This is a genomic window from Aquaspirillum sp. LM1, assembly GCF_002002905.1.
Taxonomy (GTDB): domain Bacteria; phylum Pseudomonadota; class Gammaproteobacteria; order Burkholderiales; family Aquaspirillaceae; genus Rivihabitans.
Genome location: NZ_CP019509.1, coordinates 1,603,298 through 1,626,438 on the forward strand (window position 1 = coordinate 1,603,298; position 23,141 = coordinate 1,626,438).

20 protein-coding genes are annotated in these 23,141 nt (G+C 56.5%); 6 read left to right on the forward strand and 14 right to left on the reverse strand.

Translation table 11 applies throughout. The features are described 5' to 3' along the window. Positions 1-80: 80 nt before the first annotated feature. From BXU06_RS06880 to BXU06_RS06895, 5 genes are all read right to left on the reverse strand, one after another. Entirely contained in the window at positions 81-602 is a 522-nt protein-coding gene (locus BXU06_RS06880; RefSeq protein WP_171982139.1) for a M15 family metallopeptidase, read from the reverse strand. Positions 603-1,133: 531 nt separating this feature from the next. Beyond that, the gene (locus BXU06_RS06885) at positions 1,134-2,015 is read right to left on the reverse strand and encodes a hypothetical protein (RefSeq protein WP_171982140.1); all 882 of its coding nucleotides are present in this window, start codon (positions 2,013-2,015) and stop codon (positions 1,134-1,136) included. Positions 2,016-2,042: 27 nt separating this feature from the next. Next, entirely contained in the window at positions 2,043-2,417 is a 375-nt protein-coding gene (locus tag BXU06_RS18595) for a hypothetical protein (protein ID WP_077298074.1), read from the reverse strand. Between the two features lie 42 nt (positions 2,418-2,459). After that, a complete protein-coding gene (locus BXU06_RS17340) occupies positions 2,460-2,921 on the reverse strand; it encodes a hypothetical protein (protein WP_150125138.1) in 462 nt (153 codons plus the stop codon). Positions 2,922-3,017: 96 nt separating this feature from the next. Then, complete coding sequence (locus tag BXU06_RS06895) at positions 3,018-4,202, reverse strand: NAD(P)/FAD-dependent oxidoreductase (protein WP_077298076.1); 1,185 nt, start codon at positions 4,200-4,202, stop codon at positions 3,018-3,020. A 231-nt stretch (positions 4,203-4,433) separates the two neighbouring features. On the opposite strand from BXU06_RS06895, the gene sodB reads away from it, so the two are divergent. Beyond that, entirely contained in the window at positions 4,434-5,012 is a 579-nt protein-coding gene (gene sodB / locus BXU06_RS06900) for a superoxide dismutase [Fe] (RefSeq protein WP_077298078.1), read from the forward strand. A 160-nt stretch (positions 5,013-5,172) separates the two neighbouring features. Here the strand turns inward: sodB and map are convergent, their stop codons facing one another. The 6 genes from map to hrcA all read right to left on the reverse strand — a co-directional run bounded on the left by map (position 5,173) and on the right by hrcA (position 10,631). Further along, the gene (map, locus tag BXU06_RS06905; RefSeq protein ID WP_077298080.1) at positions 5,173-5,970 is read right to left on the reverse strand and encodes a type I methionyl aminopeptidase; all 798 of its coding nucleotides are present in this window, start codon (positions 5,968-5,970) and stop codon (positions 5,173-5,175) included. 158 nt (positions 5,971-6,128) lie between these two features. Further along, a complete protein-coding gene (locus BXU06_RS06910; protein ID WP_077298082.1) occupies positions 6,129-7,214 on the reverse strand; it encodes a porin in 1,086 nt (361 codons plus the stop codon). A 252-nt stretch (positions 7,215-7,466) separates the two neighbouring features. Then, positions 7,467-7,739, reverse strand: coding sequence for a nitrogen fixation protein NifZ (locus tag BXU06_RS06915; RefSeq protein WP_077298084.1), 273 nt, complete (start codon positions 7,737-7,739; stop codon positions 7,467-7,469). Between the two features lie 4 nt (positions 7,740-7,743). Then, positions 7,744-8,070 (reverse strand): ferredoxin, encoded by a 327-nt coding sequence (locus BXU06_RS06920; RefSeq protein ID WP_077298086.1) that lies wholly within the window; start codon positions 8,068-8,070, stop codon positions 7,744-7,746. Between the two features lie 217 nt (positions 8,071-8,287). After that, positions 8,288-9,346, reverse strand: a complete 1,059-nt coding sequence (locus BXU06_RS06925; RefSeq protein ID WP_077298088.1) for a porin — start codon at positions 9,344-9,346, stop codon at positions 8,288-8,290. A 259-nt stretch (positions 9,347-9,605) separates the two neighbouring features. Beyond that, complete coding sequence (gene hrcA, locus BXU06_RS06930; protein ID WP_077298090.1) at positions 9,606-10,631, reverse strand: heat-inducible transcriptional repressor HrcA; 1,026 nt, start codon at positions 10,629-10,631, stop codon at positions 9,606-9,608. Between the two features lie 270 nt (positions 10,632-10,901). Here hrcA and BXU06_RS06935 point away from each other — a divergent pair, with 270 nt between their 5' ends. The 4 genes from BXU06_RS06935 to BXU06_RS06950 all read left to right on the forward strand — a co-directional run bounded on the left by BXU06_RS06935 (position 10,902) and on the right by BXU06_RS06950 (position 16,777). Next, a complete protein-coding gene (locus BXU06_RS06935; RefSeq protein ID WP_077298092.1) occupies positions 10,902-12,086 on the forward strand; it encodes a hypothetical protein in 1,185 nt (394 codons plus the stop codon). Beyond that, positions 12,083-14,836 (forward strand): tetratricopeptide repeat protein, encoded by a 2,754-nt coding sequence (locus BXU06_RS06940; protein WP_077298094.1) that lies wholly within the window; start codon positions 12,083-12,085, stop codon positions 14,834-14,836. Before BXU06_RS06935 ends, BXU06_RS06940 begins: the two co-directional genes overlap by 4 nt. A gap of 136 nt (positions 14,837-14,972) precedes the next feature. Then, the gene (gene recA / locus BXU06_RS06945; protein WP_077298096.1) at positions 14,973-16,055 is read left to right on the forward strand and encodes a recombinase RecA; all 1,083 of its coding nucleotides are present in this window, start codon (positions 14,973-14,975) and stop codon (positions 16,053-16,055) included. Positions 16,056-16,201: 146 nt separating this feature from the next. Then, a complete protein-coding gene (locus tag BXU06_RS06950) occupies positions 16,202-16,777 on the forward strand; it encodes a regulatory protein RecX (protein WP_150125139.1) in 576 nt (191 codons plus the stop codon). A gap of 683 nt (positions 16,778-17,460) precedes the next feature. Here the strand turns inward: BXU06_RS06950 and BXU06_RS06955 are convergent. After that, positions 17,461-19,047: a PAS domain-containing methyl-accepting chemotaxis protein gene (locus BXU06_RS06955; protein ID WP_171982141.1), complete on the reverse strand. Its 1,587-nt coding sequence runs from the start codon at positions 19,045-19,047 to the stop codon at positions 17,461-17,463. Positions 19,048-19,222: 175 nt separating this feature from the next. Here BXU06_RS06955 and BXU06_RS06960 point away from each other — a divergent pair, with 175 nt between their 5' ends. Continuing rightward, entirely contained in the window at positions 19,223-19,567 is a 345-nt protein-coding gene (locus BXU06_RS06960) for a helix-turn-helix domain-containing protein (RefSeq protein WP_077298103.1), read from the forward strand. A 280-nt stretch (positions 19,568-19,847) separates the two neighbouring features. On the opposite strand, the gene BXU06_RS06965 is transcribed toward BXU06_RS06960, so the two are convergent. Further along, positions 19,848-20,708, reverse strand: coding sequence for a hypothetical protein (locus tag BXU06_RS06965; protein ID WP_150125140.1), 861 nt, complete (start codon positions 20,706-20,708; stop codon positions 19,848-19,850). A 68-nt stretch (positions 20,709-20,776) separates the two neighbouring features. Next, complete coding sequence (locus BXU06_RS06970) at positions 20,777-22,810, reverse strand: Cache 3/Cache 2 fusion domain-containing protein (RefSeq protein ID WP_077298107.1); 2,034 nt, start codon at positions 22,808-22,810, stop codon at positions 20,777-20,779. Between the last annotated feature and the right edge of the window lie 331 nt (positions 22,811-23,141).

Genomic DNA, 23,141 nt, shown 5'->3' on the forward strand with positions numbered 1-23,141 from the left:
ATTTTTCCGGGTGTTGCTTTTGGCAAAAACGATTTTTCTGAATCAATCAGCGCTGACTTAAAAAAGCAACATTGACTGAATCACTCTGCATCAAAAATCAACTCTTCCACAGCACCATACCGCGCCTGGGCGCTGCCAGTCACGCACGCCCAATAGCGGTCACCATAAGAAAAATGCCACCACTCCCTCGGGTAATTCACCAACCCGGCAGCGGTCATCACTTCCAGCAACAACCGCCGATTGCTCGCCGCCGCGTCGGTCAGACCCGCATACTGCGTGGCACATAATTCGGGCGGAATCTCACCCCAATCAGACAAGGCCATGCCGAAATCCAGCGACTGCCCAGCGGCATCGATAATGTCAATATCCACCGCGCCGCCGGTGCTGTGTGGCGGAATCATCGGCTCCCCGGCAAAGGTGCGCAACGGCGAAGCCAACTGCGCCGCTTGTACATAACACCACGCGGCGCTTTGGGTGGGGTGCGCTATTTGCATCCTGCGCCACTGCGCGTCAAACAGCATTTGCTGGATTTTTGGATGCCGGTAGCCCTCGTACACACGCAAACGCAAACCCGCTGGCAAATATTGCTGCGCTTGTTCCAATCTGGCGACTACTCCACTGCGCAATAAGCGGTAAAACGGCGCGGTTTCCGGGCATTCCGGTGGCGGGCCGCAGGTGATGAGGCCGCTGTGGGTGACGTCGATTAAAAGCTCTCCGCAGTCAGCGATGGGAATGGCTTGGACTTGGGGGGAGGAGAGTTCGGGTGGAGGATGGGGTGGCAAAATAAATAATCCCAGTTCTGTTGTATTTGGCTACAAGTGCGCTAATTTATTCAGAAAAACTGTTTTGCCAAAAGCCACCCTCAGCAAAATCAACACCCTGGATGCCCACTTTCGCGGGCATGACGATTTTTTCAGCGTGCCCCTAATAGCTGCAAGATCCTTCCATTTTCTGCCATGTTCTGCACAAAGCACTCAATAGAGATAAATAAATATGTAACGAGAATTATTTTTCGCAAGACATTTGCTTGTGGTGCAAATATTTTTACCTTAGTTATGCAATTTTACTTGGCACTTAATATCTAAATCAAATGGATAGCCAATAGAAAGGCAGGGTTATATCAAGTTTTATTTCTACCTTGATCTATCCTGGCCTTCTTCAAAAAATGGCACCAAGTCAATATTTAATGCGGCATGGTCAGGACTGTTTAAGGATAAATGTTTTATGTTGCTCTCACATGAGTTTTCCTGCCTTACAATTTCAGCCGCACTAAATTTTAGGGCATGTTGAGCTACAGCAGCTAGCACTGATGCATTATCACTTTCAATTTTTTCTATCTGTCTCATCATTTGATGGGTCGCACTAGATTCTTTTAAGTGCCGTGATGCCATTTCTGCCAAATAACTGTTACGACCATCAATTTCGAGCTGCCTTACCATTTCTATTGCAGCTGAGTTTGCGTGATGCCCATAAAGAATAGAAGACTGCACTGAGGTCATTCCAGCTAAAGCTCTGATATCCTTACAATTATCAACTGAGGGGATTAGCCGAAGTTTTCTAACTTCATCTTGTAGCTGACTAAGCTTTCTCTTTGTTTCCTCATCTTGTTGCTTTCCTTTTTTTAGATCAGCAATCATGCTAGCCATAGCGGTCAATGCTTCTTCTTTTTCGCGGTTTGCTCGAGCTAGTTCCGTATTAGTCTCTTGGAGTCCATTCATTAACTTTTTTACAAAAGCCCCCATTTCATCTGCACTTCCTGCCAATCGATTAAATATGGTCAAAAAATAGGAAATAAGTGGATCATCCGAAAAATTCGGATAACGTACTCTATGGTCAATTTCACTCCAGGCTTCTTCAAAAATCGTACGGACTTGAATCTCCACTAAAACCTCTCGCAGGCCAGGCTGGCTCGAACAAATATAATGAACTGAACGGTAGCCAGCAGGATGTTGCTTAACATCAAATCCTAATTTTTTAAATTCTTCTGTTAGACTCGAGGAGTCACCTTCGCGCACATATGCAATAGGGGTTTCTACTGGGGGCTACCTTCCCTTGAGGTCAGAGTTTATTAAAAGACACTCATCTTTAAATAAATGTAAAACCCTAACTCCCACCAGATCCGAAACAATCTTAAAGTAGTTGTCTTTATTAATATCTCTGTATTTATCATTATGCGCAGCGCGCTTGCGAACAATCTTCTCGAGAAGGTGGTGGGTATCCTTTACTCTCCAGCGGACAGAATGTACTGTAGAAAATCTTTGCATGGTTCGAGCAAAAATTTCTGCAACATCGGATAAAGATTCAAGCTGAATCTCATGATCGTTCGCGATTTCTTTAAGCACGGTCCAATCAATATTGGCCCGAGTCCAAGTTTCATCATCGATTCTATTAATATTAAGAAAGTCTTCTTTATTCATGATGATCTACGAGAATTGATTAAATGTCTTCTGTGTACACATTCACTTCGGGCGAGAAGAATGATCCGCAAAACTCTTTAAGAAGTCTTCGATAAGAACAATAACGGAACGTTGATGTCCTTCAATATTCACAAACCAATCTTGCCAATTTTCACCCACATGTCCTGCGCTACTCCAAAAATCGCTATGCTCCCATTGAAGATCTTCTCGCACAGCCTGAGCATTACAGTGCTTTGTGCCATTGGCTAGTTGACGTATTACATCCCATTCGGGGTAGCAAGCCTTCATCTCTTCTCTTTCAGGCGTACTAAAATTTTTTCTATTAAGGTCTTTGATATAGTGCCAGTCAGCGATATGGTTTGCCATCAAAATCGCGCTGATTAGATCACGGTACTGTTTAGATTTTCTGAACTGTTGAACAGCTTCATTTGTCAATGCTGCAAGGTCATCTGCACATTGAATTTCAACGACATTCATCTTTATTTCATCCATCTTTATTTCCATGAAAATAATTTCTATACATTAAAAAATGGGCAACACGGAATTGATGTTTATTTTTTTATGACATAATACTCCACACCACCCACGGCTGTCACCCCCTCAACACCTCCCCCCCACCACATACCCCGACGACCACGCCCACTGGAAGTTGTACCCCCCCAGCCACCCCGTCACATCCACCACCTCCCCGACAAAAAACAACCCCGGCACCTTGTTCGCCATCAGCGTTTTCGACGACAGTTCCCGCGTGTCCACCCCGCCCACCGTCACTTCGGCCTTCTTATAGCCTTGTGTGCCGCCAGGGCGGATGGGCCAGGCGTGGATCTGCTCTGCCAGCGTGGCGAGGGTTTTCGGGCTGAGCTGCCGCATCGGCGCGTCGGCCACGCCTTGGGTGGCCAGCCATTGCACGGCAAAGCGTTTGGGCCAGGCTTGGGCCAGTACGTTGGAGAGTTTTTGCTCGCTATGCGCTTCGCCGTCAAGCACGTCGCGCGCGTTGCCGCCGGGCAGCAAATCCAGCTGGATCAGCTGGCCGGGCTGCCAGTATGAAGAAATCTGCAGGATGGCCGGGCCGCTGACGCCTTTGTGGGTGAACAGTGCCTGTTCCCGAAAACTGGCCTTGCCCAGTTCGGCGGCAATCTCCAGCGACAGGCCGGCCAGCGGGCCGAAGGCGTGTTGTTCGGCGGCGTCGAAGGTAAGCGGCACCAGGCCGGGTTTCAGCTGGGTGATGGCCAGGCCAAATTGTTCGGCCAGCCGGTAGCCCCACGGCGTGGCACCGATGGCGGGGATGGACAGCCCGCCGGTGGCCACCACCAGCGATTCGGCGTCGAATTCGCCGTGTGAGGTGGCCAGCACAAAGCGGCCTTCGTCGCTGCGGCTGACGTTGTGGATGGCGCAGCCCATCCGCCGGAGCACCTGGCCGTCATGGCATTCGGCGTCGAGCAGGTCGATGATCTGCTGGGCGCTGTCGTCGCAAAACAGCTGGCCAAGGGTTTTTTCGTGGTAGGTCACGCCGTGGCGTTCAATCAGCTTGATAAAGTCCCACTGGCTGTATTGCGCCAGTGCCGAGCGGACAAAGTGCGGGTTGGCCGACAGATAGCGCTCGGGGTGGATGTTCAGGTTGGTGAAGTTGCACCGCCCGCCGCCGGAGATGCGGATTTTTTCCGCCAGTTTGTCGCTGTGGTCCAGCAGCAACACCCGTCGGCCACGCTGGCCGGCGGTGGCGGCGCACATCAGCCCGGCGGCGCCGGCACCAACAATGACAACATCAAAAGACTTGGCGTGCATGCCCGTTTGCCTTATAACAAAAAATTAGTTTACTGATTTACTCAGGAATTGGCGAGCTTCACCCTATCCGGTAGAATCAGGGGTCAGAAGCTGTTGACGATCCAGGCAGCCAGCCTTGTTGTCAGATCGTCAGCAGGTTTTCAGGTGGAGCACACCGCCTGCATGACCCCCCCCGGCCTTGCCCACCCGGCAAGTCACCGCAACCCGACATTATCTCTCAGGAGTTGATTCATGGAACACAAACTGCCCGAACTGCCGTACGCACTGGATGCCCTGGCCCCGACCATCTCCAAGGAAACCCTGGAGTTTCACTACGGCAAGCATCATCAAACCTACGTGACCAACCTGAACAACCTGATCAAGGGCACCGAGTTCGAAAACGCCAGCCTGGAAGAAATCGTCAAGAAATCCAGCGGCGGCATTTTCAATAACGCCGCCCAGGTGTGGAACCACACCTTCTACTGGTTTGGTCTGAGCCCGAACGGCGGCGGCGAGCCGACTGGCGCGCTGGCCGATGCCATCACCGCCAAGTGGGGCAGCTTTGACGAGTTCAAGAAGGCGTTCAACGCCGTGGCCGCCGGCACGTTTGGTTCGGGCTGGGCCTGGCTGGTGAAAGCTGCTGATGGCTCGCTGGAACTGGTGTCCACCAGCAACGCCGCCACCCCGCTGACCGGCGACAAAACCCCGCTGCTGACCTGTGACGTATGGGAGCACGCCTATTACATCGACTACCGCAACAGCCGCCCGAACTACCTGGAAGGCTTCTGGAAGCTGGTGAACTGGGACGTCGTGGCGAAAAACTTTGCCTGATTCCCGCGCCTGGCCCGGCGCGCTGGCCTGATGCATTCAGACAGGCCAGCGCGCGCGGGCTGATGCAAAAAAACCCCGACCGGTGCGAGATGACGCACGGGCCGGGGTTTTTTGCTGGGGCGTACTGTTTGCGCGGCTTGCGCATCTGCGCTCACACGCTTTACTCGCGTCCTGGGCGCGCGGGCGTGGCGGCGGACAGGGTGAGCACGTCGTGGCCGGTTTCGGTGACCAGAATGGTGTGTTCCCACTGCGCCGACAGGCTGCGGTCTTTGGTGACCACCGTCCAGCCGTCGTTGAGGATTTTCAGGTGGCGCTTGCCGGCATTGATCATCGGTTCGATGGTGAAAATCATGCCTGGTTCCAGCTCCACCCCGGTGCCGGCACGGCCATAGTGCAGCACTTGCGGTTCTTCATGAAAGCCCCGGCCAATGCCGTGGCCGCAAAATTCCTGCACCACGCTGTAACCGCAGGCTTCGGCGTATTTCTGGATGGCGGCACCGATATCGCCCAGGTGTCCGCCGGGCTTGACCTGGTCAATGCCAATCCACAGGCATTCGTGGGTGATGCGCACCAGCCGCTGTGCCTGTGCGGTGGTTTCTCCCACCAGAAAGGTGCGGCTGGTGTCGCCGTGAAAGCCGTCCTTGATCACGGTGATGTCCAGGTTGACGATGTCGCCTTTTTTCAGCGCCTTGTCGCACGGCACGCCATGGCAGATGACCTGGTTGACCGAGGTGCAGATCGACTTCGGGTAAGGGGCATGGCCGTCGGGGGCGTAGTTCAGCGGTGCCGGGATGCAGCCCTGCTGATGCACCATGTAGTCATGGCACAGCTGGTCGAGTTTTTCGGTGGTGACGCCGGGTTGCACATACGGGGTGATGTAGTCGAGCACTTCACTGGCCAGCCGGCAGGCCACGCGCATTTTGGCAATATCGTCGGCGTTTTTGATCTGAATAGGCATTGAGAACGAACACGGGAAATCGAAAGAATTTACCATCTTAGCAAAAAAAACAGGGCCCGGTGGTGGCCCTGTTCAATCACTGAAACCTGAAAGCTGCCTGGCGCGTTTGGTCTGCTGCCTGGCCGGCAGCCCCGTCACGCGCCCAAAACTGGCCTGGCTTAGAACTTGTGGCTCAAGCCAACGCCAAAGCCGGTGGGATTGGAACCTGCGGCAATGCCGGAAATCCCGTTGCTGTCAAAGTTGATCTTGGCAGCATTTTTGTTGTCGATGCGGGTGTAGAAGGCATAAGCCTGGGTGCGCTTGGACAGGTCGTAAGTGCCCGACAGCGCCCATTGGTTGGCTTTGTAGTCTTCATCCTTGACCGCGCCACTGCCTGCGCCCTTGCGCTTGCCCAGGCTGACGTAGGCCAGGCCCAGACCGAAGTTGCCAAAGCGCTGGGTCACGGCGGCCATCCAGGCACCTTGCTTCTGGTCTGCGCCGGTCACGCGGTCCTGGTTTTCATATTCGTAGCCCAGGCCCAGCTCGGTGTCGGCAAACTTGTAGCGCGCCACGGCTTTCCAGAAATCCTGGTTGTTGGTGGTCTTGCTGCCGCCGGCCACGGCACCGGTGTCGTCACGGCGTTCAAATGCGCCGCCAACGGTCAGGCCATTGGCGCTGTACTGGGCAGCCAGTGCCCAGACTTGGGCGTTGGTGCGTTCGGTATTGGCCAGGGTCACGCGCGATTCATCGGTGCCGTAGGAAGCGCCCAGGCTAAAGCCGCTGAAATTCGGGCTGCGGTATTGCAGGCTGTTTTTCAGGCGGTTGCTGCCACGGTTGATGATGCCATCCTTGCCAGTGAAGTCGGCCACGCCGTCTTCCAGCGGTACCAGGTATTTCACCATCTTGTAGGCGCTGTCGTAGTTGCCCAGCATCACCTGACCAAAGCTGCCGTCCAGGCCAACAAAGCTGTTACGACCAGCCCAGGTGCCTTTGCGCGTGCCACCGTCGTCGATGGAGATTTCCTGCTCCACTTGCCAGATGGCCTTCAGGCCATTGCCCAGGTTTTCATTGCCTTTGAAGCCGATTTTCGAGGTATTGCTGCTCACCCGGCTGGTGGATTTGACATCGTTGGCCGAATTGGCGGCACCAGTGGCTTTCACCGATTCCAGCGAGGTATTCAGCGTGCCGTAAATGGTGGCGTCGGCCAGGGCCAGCGGGGAAACACAAGCTGCGCTCAGCGCAACGGCAAGCATTTTGCGGTTCATGAGTATTTGCTCCGAGGGGGAAGGTTCACATGGCGTGTGTCATCAGACAAACTGCCGCCAGCTTACGGAGCAAACATGACGAGACTGTGGTGAAAATGTGACGTGTGGCGTTTTAGTTGCAGATTGGCCGATCAATCTGGCCAAAAGTGGTAAAAAAACGGCAGAGACCGGCAAAAAATGGGTCAACCACCGTGATTGCCTGCACCACGGCCCTTCTGCTGGAGCAGGGATGGCGCAGGCAGTCGGTGACAATCAGCTGCTGATGGGCTGTTCCTGGGTCAGCTCTTCTGGCAGGCAGCCAATCGGCTGGCCCAGTTCGCCGTTGGCGTCTTCAAAACGCACCAGATAAATCATTTGCTGTTCGTCGGCTTCCAGATAGCCGGTTTGCACCACCATGCCACGGCTGCCCAGCGCAACCAGCACGGCGTCTTCATCGGCATCGGGCATGCCGCCATCGTTGAGCAGATCTTCGGTGCAGCAGAATACCAGTTCACCGATTTCATAGTGAGAAGAGGTGGCGCTCATGGTTTCAGCTCCAGACATCAGCCGGCGCGCGCAGGCGCTCGACCGGTTGGTCAAACATCAAATGTTCGTCAATGATCACACCCACATCTTCTGGCTTGACCCCGGTGTACATCACTCCTTCCGGGTAGACAATCACCGTTGGCCCCAGATGGCAAGGCCCCAGACAGCCGGTATTGGTCAGCAGAAACTGCGCCCACAAATTGCGTTGCTGAAATTCGTTGGAAAACGCCTGAAACACCTCGTTACAGCCTTTGGATTGGCAGGAGCCGCGCGGATGGCCGGGTGGGCGGCCCTGAACACAGACCAGAACATGTTTTTGCGGCTTGGGCATGATGGCATTCCTGTTGAACATGACGATGCTGCTGCACAGCAAATCTCGCGCCAGTCAGCAAGTGAATGTTTTAACAGGAAAATGGCTTTGGCAGGCTGTCATGAAGCTGACAATTGTGCGTGAGGAAAGCACAGCGCGAAGATCAGGGCGACGGGTAAATGCAAAACGGGCGTCCGAAGACGCCCGTTTCAGCCACAGTCAAATCGTCAGGAAACGATTAGAACTGGTGACGGATGCCCACGCCAATGGCTTGCGGGTCGGAGCCAGCAGCCACACCGGTCAGCTGGTTGATGCCGAAGTTGCGGGTAGCCGACTTGTTGTTGCTCAGCTTGGTTGCGTAAGCTTGCACTTGGGTACGCTTGGACAGGTCGTAGGTACCAGCCAGCACCCATTGCTTGGCCTTGCCGTCAGCTTCGGTACCGTTCTTTTCCTTGCCCAGCCAGCTGTAGGAAGCACCCACGCCAAATGCACCCAGCTTTTGGCTCACAGCCAGGGTGTAGCCGTCTTGCTTCTTGGAAGACTTGCCAGCCACATCCATGTCGCTACGTTCGTAGCCAGCGCCCAGGGTGGTGTCGCCCAGCTTGTAGGCAGCAACCAGCTTGTAGAACTCGGTATCCAAGCTCACGCCACCAGCGGCGTCATTGCGGTTTTCGTAACCGGCAGCCACAGACAGGCCACCCACGACGTACTTGCCACCCAGCGACAGCACGTAGGCATTGGCACGGTTGCCGCCCACGGTAGCGCGGGTTTCGTCAGTGCCGTACGACACGCCAGCGCTGAAGCCGCCCACCACGTTGCTGTAGTAGTGTACGCTGTTGCTCATGCGGCTATCGCCACGGCAGAAGATGGCCGGGCCGTTGCAGGTATCAGCCGAGGTGTCCGGCAGAACGTTGGTACCCAGACCGATGGTCAGGGTCTTGTAAGCGCTGTCATGCTTGCCCAGCAGCACGCGGCCAAAGTCGCCTTGCAGGCCGATGAAGCTGTTGCGGTTGGCCCAGCTGGTGCTGGAGTTGCCGGTGTCGATGTCAACGTTTTGTTCGACTTGCCAGATAGCCTTCAGGCCGTTGCCCAGATCTTCCCAGCCCTTGAAGCCGATGCGGGAGTTGTTGGCGGTCACGCGGTTGACCGACTTCACGTCCAGCGCGGAGTTGGTGGCGCCAGTGGCCTTGGCGAATTCGACGGAGGAATTGATCACGCCGTAGGTGGTCACATCAGCAAAGGCAGCCGGGGCAACAAAGGCAGCAGACAGGGCAGCAGCAAGCAGTTTCTTGTTCATAGGGTTTCAGCTCCACAGGGTTGTCGTGATGGACTGTGCCGCTTTGAATATGCGGTTTCTTTACAAATCCATGGCGGATGCTAACAGAGCTTGACGAGGAGGGCGGCAAAGTTTTGTTGCATTTTTGCGCGGCATTGCAGCAAATGTTGTTTTTTTACATCATCAAAGTGATATTCCCAGCGAATTTGCGTCATACAGCAACGCAATCGCGACATCCTCCCGCGCCAAATTGCCACAATGGCCGGCAAGCCCCGCCCGTTCAGGCTTCCATCGGGTAAGACAAGGCCGACGACACCAGCCGGGCGGTAATGTCCACAATGGGAATCACCCTTTCATACGCCATCCGCGTAGGGCCTACCACCCCCAGCGTGCCCACCACCTGGCCATTCATCCGGTAAGGCGCAGTAATCACCGAACAGCCATCCAGCGTATTCAGGCCGGATTCCTCGCCAATGAAAATATGCACGCCATGCGCTTCGCGGCTGAGATTGAGTAATTGCAGCAATTCGGTTTTATGCTCGAACAAATCAAATAATTGGCGCAAATTGGCCAGATTGGCCGACAGGTCGTCACTATTGAGCAGGTTTTTTTCGCCAGTGACCATCACCGACTGCTGCAAACCCAGCGTGCTTTGCCCGGCCACAATGGCCGCCCCCATCAAATTGGCAATATGTCCCTGCAGATAATGCAGCTCGGTTTCCACCTCGCGCGCCACCGCTTCCAGGCTGCGCCCGGCACCGTGCCGATTCAGAAACAGCGCGGCTTCGGCCAGCTCGCTGATGGTGTAATCGCGCTCGGTCAGCAGCAAGTGGTTTTGCACATCACCGTCGGCGGTAACAAAAATCAGCAGCACGCGCTTTTCCGACAGGCGCAGAAACTCCACCTGGCGAAACGTGGTACTGGCGCGCTCCGGCGTGGCCACCACCCCGGCAAAGCGGGTCAGGTCGGCCAGCAGTTGCGAAGCGGCGCTGACAATCCGCTGCGGGCTGTCCGGGTGCAGCTCGGTTTCCAGCTGCAGGCGTGCGGCGTGCTCCAGCGGCTGGATGGTGAGCAGATTGTCAACAAACACCCGATACCCCCGCGCCGTGGGCACCCGGCCCGCCGAGGTATGCGGGCTGCACACCAGCCCCATGTTTTCCAGATCCACCATCACATTGCGGATCGACGCGCTGGACAAGTCCAGCCCGGCGTGCATCGACAGCGTGCGCGAGCCCACCGGCTGACCATCGGCAATATAGCGTTCCACCAGAATTTTCAGCAGGCGCTGGGCGCGGTCGTTAAGCATGGGGAGTTCCTGAAAAATTAAGATGGCCAAGCACACCTGAACATCGGCGCAACCGGGGGAAATTCAAGCGGGGGCAGGCAAACCGCCTTGGGAAATGCGGAAAAAACCGTTGTCTGCACACCAGCCAGAATCCCGGCGCTTGTGCGGGGACGGACGGGGGATGGCCAACACCATGGTACAGGATTGGCCACAGCGGATTGCCTGCTTGCCATCGCCGGAAGAATATACCATCATTCATATGAATTTAAATTCATATGAACAAGGTCAAGCATGACAGTTCTTGCTCCGCACGCCCATCTGCTGCACAACCCGAAGTTCCGTTTTCGGGATAAAGAAATTGACCAGATTCACTATTGCTGGTCAGACGGCCAAAGCGTGCTGCTGACTGGCATCCGCCGCACTGGCAAAAGCGAAGTGCTCAAGGCGGCGTTGTGGCGCTATGCCCAAGCTGGCCAGGCCATTGCCCACCTGGATGTGCAGGATCAAAACAATCTGGCCAAGTTCTACCAGGACTTGCTCAAGGCCGTGCTCGGTGCCTTGCCCCGTGATATTGGCGAGCAGCTTGGCCAGGCCCTGGCCCAGGCCATGCAGCTACCCAATGCATTGTGCCTTTGGGTGCGCAGGCAAATCCGCAGCGTCAGCGTGGCGGAGCTGGTGGATGTCGAGCTGGTGCCGCCGCCAGAAGACGCCCATTTGGTGCGCCACTGGCAAGCGCTATCTGAACAGATTGCCGCCACCCTAGCCGGGCAATCACCAGACGCTTTGCCGGTGGTTGGCATAGATGAATTGCCGTTCATGCTGGAAAATTTGCTGCGCGAACACGTCAGCGCCAATGAGCTGATTCTGATGCTGGCCAGCCTGCGTAAACTGCGCGACGCCGGCTTGCGCTTTATCATTGCCGGCTCAATCAGCTTTGAAAACCTGCTCAGCCTGCACGGCATCCCGCACACCGTGCTGGGTGGGCTGGCGCGCCAGAATATCCCGCCATTCAGCCGTGAGGAAGCCCAGCAATATCTGACGGAAAAACTCCGCAGCCGCCCGGCGGCAGAGCACTTGGAACACATTCTGGACGGCCTGCCAGACTATGTACCAGAGTTTCTGCGCATTGCGGAGCCTTATTTATTCTCCTGCAAAGACGCCAACGCCTGCCGGCATGCCTTGAGCAACGATATTTTGCCAGCCATTCGCCGCGCGTTTTTACAGCAATTTGACGAGCGCCTGAACAAAAACTACCTGTCTGGCGAATTGCCCACTGCCCACGCCATTCTGGACCGCATTGCCCAGGCCGATGCCGCTGGTGCGGCGATTGATGGCCGCGCCCTGCCGGAGGATTACCAACGGGTGCTGCTCAAGCTGCAATACGATAATTTTTTGATTGAAGGCGAAGGGTTTAACTGGTGCTTTAGCCTGAACCTGATTCGCCAGTGGTGGCGCGGCCAGCGGGGCATGGCATGAGCGGCGTCCATGATGTGCGCTGGTTTGACCCACGCGGCATGCGCGACGAAGCCATTTTACAACTGGCCACCGGGCGCGACGTGCTGCTGCGCCAGCTGCTTGACGCCATCCACGAACGGCTGGTGCAACCCGGCACACTGAGCCACTGGCTGCTGACCGGCAACCGGGGGGCAGGAAAATCGTTTTTTCTGCGCCTGCTGCAAGCCAAGTTTGCCGCGCATTTTGAAGGGCGGGCGCGCTTTGTGCTGCTGCCGGAGGAACACAGCAATATTTTTGCCGCACATGAATTTCTGGCGGAAACCGAACGCATGCTGTCGGTTGAACAAGGGGCCACCGGCGCGCCGCCCAGCTGGAAAGTCAGCCAGCCCGAAGCCGCCTGGACACAGGCGCTGGATTCACTGCTGGCGGCATTCAGCGAGCCCTTGCTGGTGATTGGCGTAGAAAACTTTGACCAGCTGTTGGAGCAAGCCTTTGCCGATGACGCCAATAATGCCCGCCTGCGCCATCTGCTCAGCAACCAGCCGCGCATCATGCTGGTGGCCACCGCCGTGCATGGCCATTTTGACGAGCAATACCACCAGCGCCTGTTTCGCCAGTTCGAGCACCACCCCATCCCGCCCTGGGATGGCGCTGACCACCGCGATTATCTGACCCGCCGCGCCGCCCGCGCCAGGCAAACGCCCAGCGCCATCCAGCTGGCGCGTCTGCAAGCCTATAGCCATTACACCGGCGGCAACGCCCGCGCTGCTGCCGTGCTGGCGGGGTTTATTCTGGATGAAGACGACCCGCTGGCCGGCGCGCTCGACCTGGACGCCGCCATTGAAAAAATGAGCGACTACTACCGGGATTTGCTGAAAGCCGTGCCCACCCAATCGCGCAAACTGCTGGATGCGCTGATTCGCGGCGGCGAGCCGGCCTCGCAAAGCGAAGTGGCCGAGCGCACCGGTGCCCGGCAAAACGACATCTCGCGCGCTTTTGCCTGGCTGGTGGACCAGGGCTATGTCAGCGAATCACGCCTGCCCGGTGCCAAGGCCAAGCAATACCGGCTGCGTGACCGCCTGCTGGTGCAGTATTACCGCATGCGCTATATCCATCCCGGCCAGCGCAGCAAGCTGGCGCTGATGGCCGAACTGCTGGCCGACACCCTGGCGTTTCCAGATAAATGGCAATACGCCAACCGCTATATTGCCGATGGCCAGGAGCACGAAGCGCACACCCTGCTGGAACTGGCGCTGAAAGAACGCCAGGTGCTGTGGGATTTGCTGCCCACCTCACTACAAAACCCGCGCTCACTGTGCGCCGCTGGCGGCGACTGGGCAGCGTGGGATGCGATTTTGGCTGCGCCAAAAGGCACACAGTTTGAGGAAATGTTGCGGCGCTTTCCCGATGATGCCAGCTTTAAACGCAGCATGGACAGCGCCTATGCCCTGGCCAGGGCGGCCAGCCGGGAGGAGGTGTCGGGGGAGCAATTGGCACCCATGGTGTGGGCGTCGCTGTCGCTGGGCTTTGCGGAAAAATTTCGTGTATTGATTAGCATGCTGTCGCCCAGCATGACGGCATACCAATGGCGCGAACTGGTCAAAGTTTTGGAAGCGGGGGAGCAAAAGTTTGCTGAGCTGACGGAAAAATACCCAGATGCCATCGACCAGCTGTATGTAAGCAGAACCCTCGGTGAGCAGTATCCTCGCACACAAGCCATGACAGAAGGAGTGGAAAAGCTGTTAGCACAAGGCACACATGCCATGGTTTCCTCGGCAGAACTGCCGACTATCGCCCGCTGGGCCAGCGAAGCCGCGTTAGCCTGGCTGGCTGCCGAACACCCCGTTGAGGCCGATGGCGCACTGGAAATCTGCTGCGGTGCCTTGTTGAAAATGCAAGACGATGTGCGCTATTCGCCTGAACAGGTGTTGGCGCTATGCCAGCCCTTGCTGCCTTGGCAAGCGCAGTTTTCACTGGCACCTCGCCATATGTTGTATGAACGCCTTGGCGTGGCGCAGGTGGAGCTTGGTCGATATGCTGAAGCGTTGGCCTCGCACACCATGGGGCGTGATTTGGCGCAACAGGCGGGCCAAGCTAAAGTTGCCACCTGGAATTTAGCAAAAATGGCTTGGAGCTTAGGCCAATCGGGTCAGCCTGAGCAGGCCATGGCGCTACACCAGCAAGCCTTGGCCGAATGTCTCGCGCAACAAGATTTTGAACGCGCAAGCTGGTGCCTCGGCCAGATGGCCCGGCACACAGCCTCATTGTCCGGCTTGGACGCAGCCTGGGCATTACTGGATGCGGAACTGACGCATCTCCCCGGCCATGAAGTTAAGGCGGCACAACAGCTGGCCGATGCAGTCGCCGATGCAGCCCATCAGCAACATGAGGCTGCTGCGTTTGTCCTGGGCAAAGCCATGTTGCTGGGTTTGACGCAACGCCCGGCGCTGCCCACCGAGGCCGTATTGCGTGCGTGGTGGATCGACATGGTGGAGATGGCGGCGCCACACAGTGTGCAGCGCGATTTGCTGGACGAATGGCCAGTGGTGTTTGCCGAGCAAGCCTCCTCGCTGGAGGCCTTGCGTCAGATCTTGCGCAGCTGGCTGGATGACCTGGACACCCCCGCCGCGCAGCGGGAGCGCCGCCGACAAACGCTGGACCCGGACTTGGCCACCACCCTGAGCGCGCTGGATGCTGCTTTGCCGCCACGCGCGCGCCGGCGTCTGCGCTTGCTGCCGCCACCCACGCAGGAGGACAGTCACGACAAATAACGCCACATCGACATACTACACACCCGCCCCGTCACACAATTCGCGTTTCTGTCACGCCAATTGTGTGCCATAATGCCGGCATTGCCGCGAGCCGTGCCTGGACGCGGGCGTTTTATCCCATTTCCCTGGAGACACCATGGCAGACAACGACAAGGCCAAAGCACTGGCCGCCGCCCTTGCGCAAATCGAAAAGCAGTTTGGCAAGGGTTCGATCATGAAAATGAACGAAACGCAGGTCAATGAAAACCTGCAAGTGATCTCCACCGGCTCGCTGGGGCTGGACCTGGCGCTGGGGGTGGGCGGTCTGCCGCGTGGCCGCGTGGTGGAAATCTTTGGCCCGGAATCGTCGGGCAAGACCACGCTGTGTCTGCAAGTGGTGGCTGAAGCGCAAAAGCTGGGCGGCACCTGCGCCTTTATCGACGCGGAAAACGCGCTGGATCCGCAGTACGCCCGCAAGCTGGGCGTGATGGTGGATGACCTGCTGATCTCGCAGCCGGACACCGGCGAACAGGCACTGGAAATCTGCGACATGCTGGTGCGCTCGGGTGGCGTGGACGTGATTGTCATCGACTCGGTGGCGGCGCTGGTGCCCAAGGCAGAAATCGAAGGCGAAATGGGCGACAGCCACGTGGGCCTGCAAGCCCGGCTGATGAGCCAGGCGCTGCGCAAGCTGACCGGCAATATCAAGCGCACCAACACCCTGGTGATTTTCATCAACCAGATCCGCATGAAAATTGGCGTGATGTTCGGCAGCCCGGAAACCACCACCGGCGGCAATGCGCTGAAGTTCTACGCCTCGGTGCGTCTGGACATCCGCCGCATTGGCGGCATCAAGAAGGGCGACGAAGTCATCGGCAACGAAACCCGAGTGAAAGTGGTGAAAAACAAGGTCAGCCCGCCGTTCCGTCAGGCGGATTTCGACATCCTCTACGGCGAGGGCATCAGCCGCGAAGGCGAAGTGATCGAACTGGGCGTCACGCACAAGTTCATCGAAAAATCCGGTGCCTGGTACAGCTATAACGGCCAGAAAATCGGCCAGGGCAAGGACAATGTCCGCGAATACCTGAAGGATAATCCCGGCCTGGCGCACGAAATCGAAAACAAGGTGCGCGCCGCCGTGGGCGTGGGCGGCCTGCCCGAGTTCGAACCCAGCGAAGAAGAAAAGAAAGAAGCCGCACTGCCGGACGATCCGGTGGTGCTGGACGACAAGCTGCTGTAAGCCACCCCGGCTGACGCGCTCCCGCGCCCACCCCGGCCACGCCCTGACCCGGCATGGCCGGGGTGGGCGTTTTGCTGTACCGTGGACCCGCCGCCCGGCACCGGCCACGACTGGCTTGCTTACCCAACCCAAAAGGATCACGCCCGATGAGCGACACCTTGCGCCGACGGGCGCTGGATTTACTCTCCCGCCGCGAATACAGCCGCGCCGAACTGGCGCGCAAACTCACCCGGCTGGGCAAAGACGCTGAAGCCGCCGCCGACGCCGCCGAACTGGATGCCCTTGATAATACCCTGGACGCCGACGAAAGCATTGACCTGTCCCAGGCGGATGCTGATGCAGCAGAGATTCCCGCTTCGCTCAGCGACACGGTGAACGCCTTGCTGGATGAACTGGCCGAAACCGGCTGGCAGTCTGACCAGCGTTTTGCCGAGATGTGGATTCAGGCGCATGGCCGCCGCCATGGGGCAATGCGCCTGCAGCAGGATTTGCGCCAGCGTGGCATTCCTGCCGAGCTGATTCAGGCCGCGCTGGCCGAGCACCAGGCCGCCACACCAGAACAGGACGAACTCAGCCGCGCCAGGGTGATCTGGGCGCGCAAGTTTGCCCACCCGCCCAGCAACCCGCAGGAACGCAACAAGCAGTATCGCTTTATGCTGTCGCGCGGTTTCAGCGCCAGCGTGGTCAGCAAGGTGCTGGCGGGCAGCAGTGAGGATGCCTAGTAGCCAGTCACGTTGAAACACGAGGGTGCCTGCGAGCAAGCCGACGTCGGATGTCTTGCTTTATTTATGTCAAACATCTTGATTTGACACAGCGAACCATCCGCCGCACCCCACCGCGTCATTCCCGCGCAGGCGGGAATCCAGGAGCATCCACAGCGCGCTGACTATCCGACAACGCTCAACACCCACCGCGCACGCTGTAGCGCGGTCTGGGTTCCCGCCTGCGCGGGAACGACAAGTGAGGTGGAGCTCATGCCGAAAGAGGTCTGGTCACCCATCACTTTGAAACGCAAGGGCATATGTGAGCAAACTGACGCCGGGCATCTCTATTTATTGTTCTAAAACAAAACCTTGCCTTGCCTAGCCACAGCGAACTACCCGCCGCACCCCGACCCCGTCATTCCCGCGCAGGCGGGAATCCAGGAGCATCCACAGCGTGCAGCAGGTGCGAGTTCTCACGACCACCACGCCACGCTCAACCCCCACGGCGCACGATGTGGCAAGACCTGGGTTCCCGCCTGCGCGGGAACGACAAGTCAGGCCAGGCTCATACCGAAAGAGGTTGAGTCACCCATCACCTTGAAACGCAAGGGTACATGCGAGCAAACTGACGTCGGGCATCCGCACCAATGATCCGGTTATATCATGATGAATGACTGCTGGCGTGTCCTTAACTAACGGCCTTAACCGCGCCGATCCCCGGTATCAAACCGTCTGACCATCCCCTGCACTTGGTCGGCCTTGGTGGCCAGTTCGGCAATCAGCGTGCCGGCCTGGGCAATTTCCTGGGTGGATGCCTCAATCCGCGTGCTGATATTGATCGTGCGTTCGGCCAGGTCGTGGGCGGTGGCCGATTGCTGCACATTGGTGTCGGCAATGCCACGCATCATCTGCTCCACCGCCCGGCTGGCCTGCAGGATGTCATCCAGGCTGCGGGCGGTGTCGGCCAGGTGGATTTCGCTTTGCTCCGAACTGTCGCCCACTTTGCGCATATTGGCGACAGCCGAGTCGGTGACCACACGGATGCTGGCAACAATCTGGTTGATTTCGGCGGTGCTGTGGCCGGTGCGCTCGGCCAGCCGGCGCACTTCGTCGGCCACCACGGCAAAGCCGCGTCCCTGCTCGCCAGCACGGGCGGCCTCAATCGCGGCGTTCAGCGCCAGCAGATTGGTCTGGTCGGCAATCTCGCGGATGGTGTCGGTGACGGTACTGATCTTGATCACCGACTGATACAGATCCTGGATGGTGGCCTGGGCCGCGCTGACATTCTGGGCGGCTTCACGGGTTTCCTCGCGCGACTGCGCCATATGGCCTGCACCCACCTGGGCGACGCCAGTGGCCTGGCCGGCAGCCACGGCGGCGCTGCCGGCGTGTTCGGCCACTTGTGAGACCGAGACGCTCATTTCTTCCACTGCGCCAGATACACCGGCCACTTCGTGCGATTGCTGGGCAAAGCGCTCCATCAGCTGTGACATCAGCTGATGCAGGCCGGTGCTGTGGGTGTGCATCAGGCTGGCGGCGTTGGACAGGTCGTCGATCATCACCTTGATATGCACTTGCATGGTGGCCAGACCGGCTTCGATGCGGCCGATTTCGTCAAAGCGGTCGGTGTCCAGCTGACTGGTCAGCCGGCCTTCGGCAATCTGGTCGAGGGTGTGGATGATGTGTTGCTGGCGGGCACGGCCACGGTAGGCACGCCAGCCCATCAGGCCGGTGATGGCAATGCCCAGGGCAATACAGGCCACTTTAAGCGCTGGACTATCCAGCCAGGCCGCCAGAACAATCAGCAGGTTGTATAGCAGCATGGTGGTTAGCCGGGTGGCAAAAGTCGATAGCCCCCCGGTGCGTTTGGCCGGCAGCTGGCCGTCCTTGCCAATTTTCTGGTAGAGCGCTTCGGCCTGGGCGATGTCCTGACGGCTGGCCGGGGAGCGCACCGACATATAGCCAATAATCTGGCCTTGCTGCTTGACCGGCACGATAAATGCCGACACCCAGTAGTGGTCGCCGTTTTTACAGCGGTTTTTGACCATGCCTTTCCAGGTGTGGCCGTTTTTTAGTGTGCGCCACATATCGGCAAAAGCAGCCGGGGGCATGTCGGGGTGGCGGACGATGTTCTGGTTGCTGCCCAGCAGTTCTTCGCGCTCAAAACCGGACAGTTGGACAAAGGCATCGTTGGCGTAGGTGATCACGCCTTTGAGGTCGGTTTTGGTGACAATCGTGCCACGGGTGAAAGGTTTTTCGGTTTGGGTAATCGGAAGGTTTATCTTCATGGTTTTCCTGAATTGCTCAGTGGGCATCCTTCACGCCCGTGTCAGGTGCGTGCAAGCAGTTCATTTTTGGCATTTTTCATGCGAATCAGCCAAGATACCGACGTAGAGCATGCTATGAAACTAAAAAATCTTTAGTGTAAAAATATCGAAAAACACGGGATGCTTGTCACTATTTATGACCGACACCCAAAAAATCCCTTCCTCCACGCTCTTTGCCCAGCGTTTGCGCGCTTGTCGTTTGCAGTGTGGTCTATCACAAATGCGCCTAGGTGTTCTGGCTGGCATTGATGAGCGGTCTGCCAGCCCAAGAATCAACCAATACGAACGAGGCAAGCACTTTCCTGACTTTGGCACCATAGTCCGCTTGGCGGCTGTGCTTGGTGTGCCTGCCGCCTATTTTTTTGCCGAAGATGAGCAGCTGGCTGACTGGATTTTATGCTGGGGAAAGCTGAATGCATCAGATAAATCATTCTGGCTGGAAAAAGTCAAGGAGGATTTATCCATGGTGTTTCAGGTGTAATTTTGCCAGTGAGGGCAGCGTGTGACTGATTATTAAACACAATGTATTTTTTGTTTTTAGTTGGCATCCGTGGCCACACATCGTCTTGGCGAATCGCTGTTATATATAAGCTATTTATTTTAAATCAATAGCATGTCCAGGGCCTCATGAAAATTAGCCTTATGTGCTTAATAAATGCTATAGACATTTTTATTTTAGCGAGAACGGGAGTCCAGGATATTGATTTTCCTGGATTTTGCGGTTGGCAAATACGATTTTTCTGAATCAGTCAGCGCGTCCCTTACGGTGCTGCCCTGCCGTATTGTTGCCAGGGCAGCGTGGCAAATGCTGTCAATCCTGCCAGGCTATCGGTGTTGTACTCAATGTCACAGATGGCATTGGCCACCTCCCGGAGGGCGGATAGCATGTCCTGCGAAGCGTTGATGCTGGCATTTAGCCATCTTGAGATATGGTCCAGCCTGGCTTTGGCTTCAGAAATCATTGTCTGAGTGCTGTCAATATAAATCCTGATGCTTTTGCTGGCATCAAGGATATGATTTGCTGCGCGCACCAGTGGTTGACTGACGCCTTGTGAATTTTTCAGGGAAAAAACTTTCTCGTCAATGTCCAGTGCCGTCATTTTTTCGGCAACATTCACGATCAAATTATCGACATGTGACAGATCCTGCTGGGCCTGTTGAATACGTTCGCTGAGTATATGATATCGTGACAGCAGCCTCTCAATTTCAGCTATTTGCTTGCCGGCTTCCTTCAAAAAATCCTCATGCTCGACCAGAGGGACGGCGTAGTACGGTGCTTGCGAGTTGGAGAGCCGGCCCACCAATGCCACCATTATGTCATAGGCTTTGTGAATCATGCCGGAGACCAGTTTTTCTATTTCTTCATGGCCGGTCAGCGTGAGAAGCTCCTGTTCCATCCGGTGAATCACCGACAGCAGAATGGCAACATTTTTATGGATATGCTGCAAGGTTTCCCATGTGCTGCGCTGAATCCGCCCAATATTGACAAGTTGTGGGTGAGTATCCGGGCTATTGTCTTCCATACGGTAAGCTCCACTGAGTGTCGTGCATATACGGCTGAGGGCAACGCTGATTGATTCATAAAAGTTGTGTGTGCCAAAAGCAACATCCAGCAACATCATCCCCCTGGATTCCCGCTTTTGCGGGAATGACAATTTTTTCAGTATTCCCTGAGCAGGTAAAATATGCCCTATTGTCCAAGATGGAAAAACGCCACGGCATCATGCAGGCCATCAGATAGTTTTCTGAGGGTGTTGGCCAGCGCGGCAGAAGCCTGGGCGTGCTGTTCATTCTGGCTGGCGTGCTCGCCAATCTGGGTAATGTGATTGGCCAGGGAGGCGCTGGAATGCGCCTGTTCATGCAAGGTGCTGACCATGCTGGCCACTGCTTCGGTCACGCTGTGTGCCGCCATGCGGATATCGGTCATGTGCTGCAGGGCAATATCGGCAACTTTGCTGCCTTCGGCCACATGCTGCACCCCGTCGGCCATGCCGGCCATGGCCTGCTGGCTGCCTTGCTGAATGTGTTCAATCATGCGCGCCACTTCTTCGGTGGATTGACTGGTGCGTTCCGCCAGCTTGCGCACTTCGTCTGCCACCACGGCAAACCCCCGGCCAGACTCACCCGCCCTGGCTGCTTCAATGGCAGCATTCAGCGCCAGCAGATTGGTTTGTTCGGCAATGCTCTGGATCACTTCCACAATGGAAACAATCTGGTGAGCCTGCTGGCCCAGCGAGTCCACCACCTCTGCCGCACGATTGACAGTATCGGCAGTGCTGCTCATGCTGGTTTGTGTGGTTTCAATCACTTGCCGCCCGGTTTGGGTGGCTTGGTCGGCTTGTTGCGTCAGCTGCTGGGCATCCTGTGCATGTTCCGCCAGGTGCTCAATACTGCTGGACAGCTCTTCCACCGCAGCTGTCATGCTGGCTGCCGCCTGGCTTTGCTGATGCGCGCCACTGGCCACGGTATCCGACTGGGCGGTCAAGCGCACAGAAGCCTGCTGCAATTGCATGGCCATGGCTTGAATTGGCCCAATGCTCTGGCGCATTTGCACCAGCATATGCTGGTTGGCCTGCAGCAGTTGGCCGGTTTCATCTGCAGCGCCGGCGGGGATATCAATGTCAAGCCGCCCATTGGCCAAGGCCTGGCTGACCGTCACCAGCTGGCGGAGCGGGCGAGTGATCAGGCGGCGAATCAGCACATAAATCAGCACCATGGCGCACAGCAGCACAGACACCGCCATGCCGGCCAGTTCCCAGCCCAGCATCCTGGCATCTTGCTGTTCTTCTGCAAATGAAGCAGACAGGCACACAGACCAAGGTACCGTGTTCAGCTGCTGGCAGCGGATAAATCGCTGGCTGACGGTTTGCTCGCCAGGGTTTTTCCAGTCGTAAAACGCGATTCCCCTGGGCTGTTGCAGCACATGGGTCAGGATGGCCTGGGTTTCGCCACTGGCCAAGTCTTGCAGCTTTTTACCGGTATGGAATGGGTGGGCAATCAGATAGCCTAAATTTTTGGGATCATTGGCGGCAATAAACAGATAGCCATCCTCACCCGTCCGGAAAGTTTTCAAGGCATGCTGCAAGGGTTCCAGTTGTGCTTTGGCCGGTTTGCCAATAAAAAGCGCGCCAATCAACTGGCCGGAAGCATCTTGAATGGGGCGATACCAGGTCATGTAGTCGCGCGCAAACAGGGTGGCAAGGCCGGTGTAGGATTGATTGTGATTTAGCTTTTCATAGGCAGGGTGTGTTCTGGCCAGCAAGGTGCCGACTGCGCGCATGCCTTTTTCATCGCGCACACTGGTGGCAATCCGGACCCAGTCGTTTCCCTGGCTGCTCTCCCGCAGGGCAAAAATAGTGGCTACCGCGCCTGTTTCCTGCACAAAATCGTCAACATAACCTGTATGGCCATTCAGTGGCACGTGGTTCAGCAGGAGGGTGGGCTCGGTATTCTGCTTGTCCTGACGGCTGAACGTGCCCTGCAGTTTGCGGGCAAATGCCTTGCCCAAGGCTTCGGCTGAAGCCGATTCCGTCAGCAGATAGGCTTGCGCCATGCCAGTGGCCAGCGTCAGGGTATTCTGGGCGCGAACCTGATTGTGTGCTTGCTGGGTGTCGGTAATGTGCCAGATGACAATGCTGGAGCCCAGAAAAAATACCATGGCAAGTGACAGGCAGATTGCCAGATTGAGCTTGGTGGCCAAAGGGATGAAACGGCGGGTCTGCATGGTGACGGTGCTACTTTACTATTTATAGTTAAATTCTATGATATCACATAATGCAGACCGATAAATCTAAATATTTCTTAGTGTCAAGTGTATTTGACAAATAATTATTGATTAACCCATTGGCTTAAGCTGGTTTTTAAAGCTTGTTTGATGACATGCATTTGATAGGTGACCAAAATTAAGGTCGCGCTGATTGATTCAGAAAAATCGTATTAGCCAGCAGCAAAACCCAGAAAAATCAACACGCTGGATTCCTGCCTTTGCGGGAATGACGATTTTTTCAGTGCATCCTTAAACAATGTGCATTTTAGGCCGCCAGCAGCATTGCATG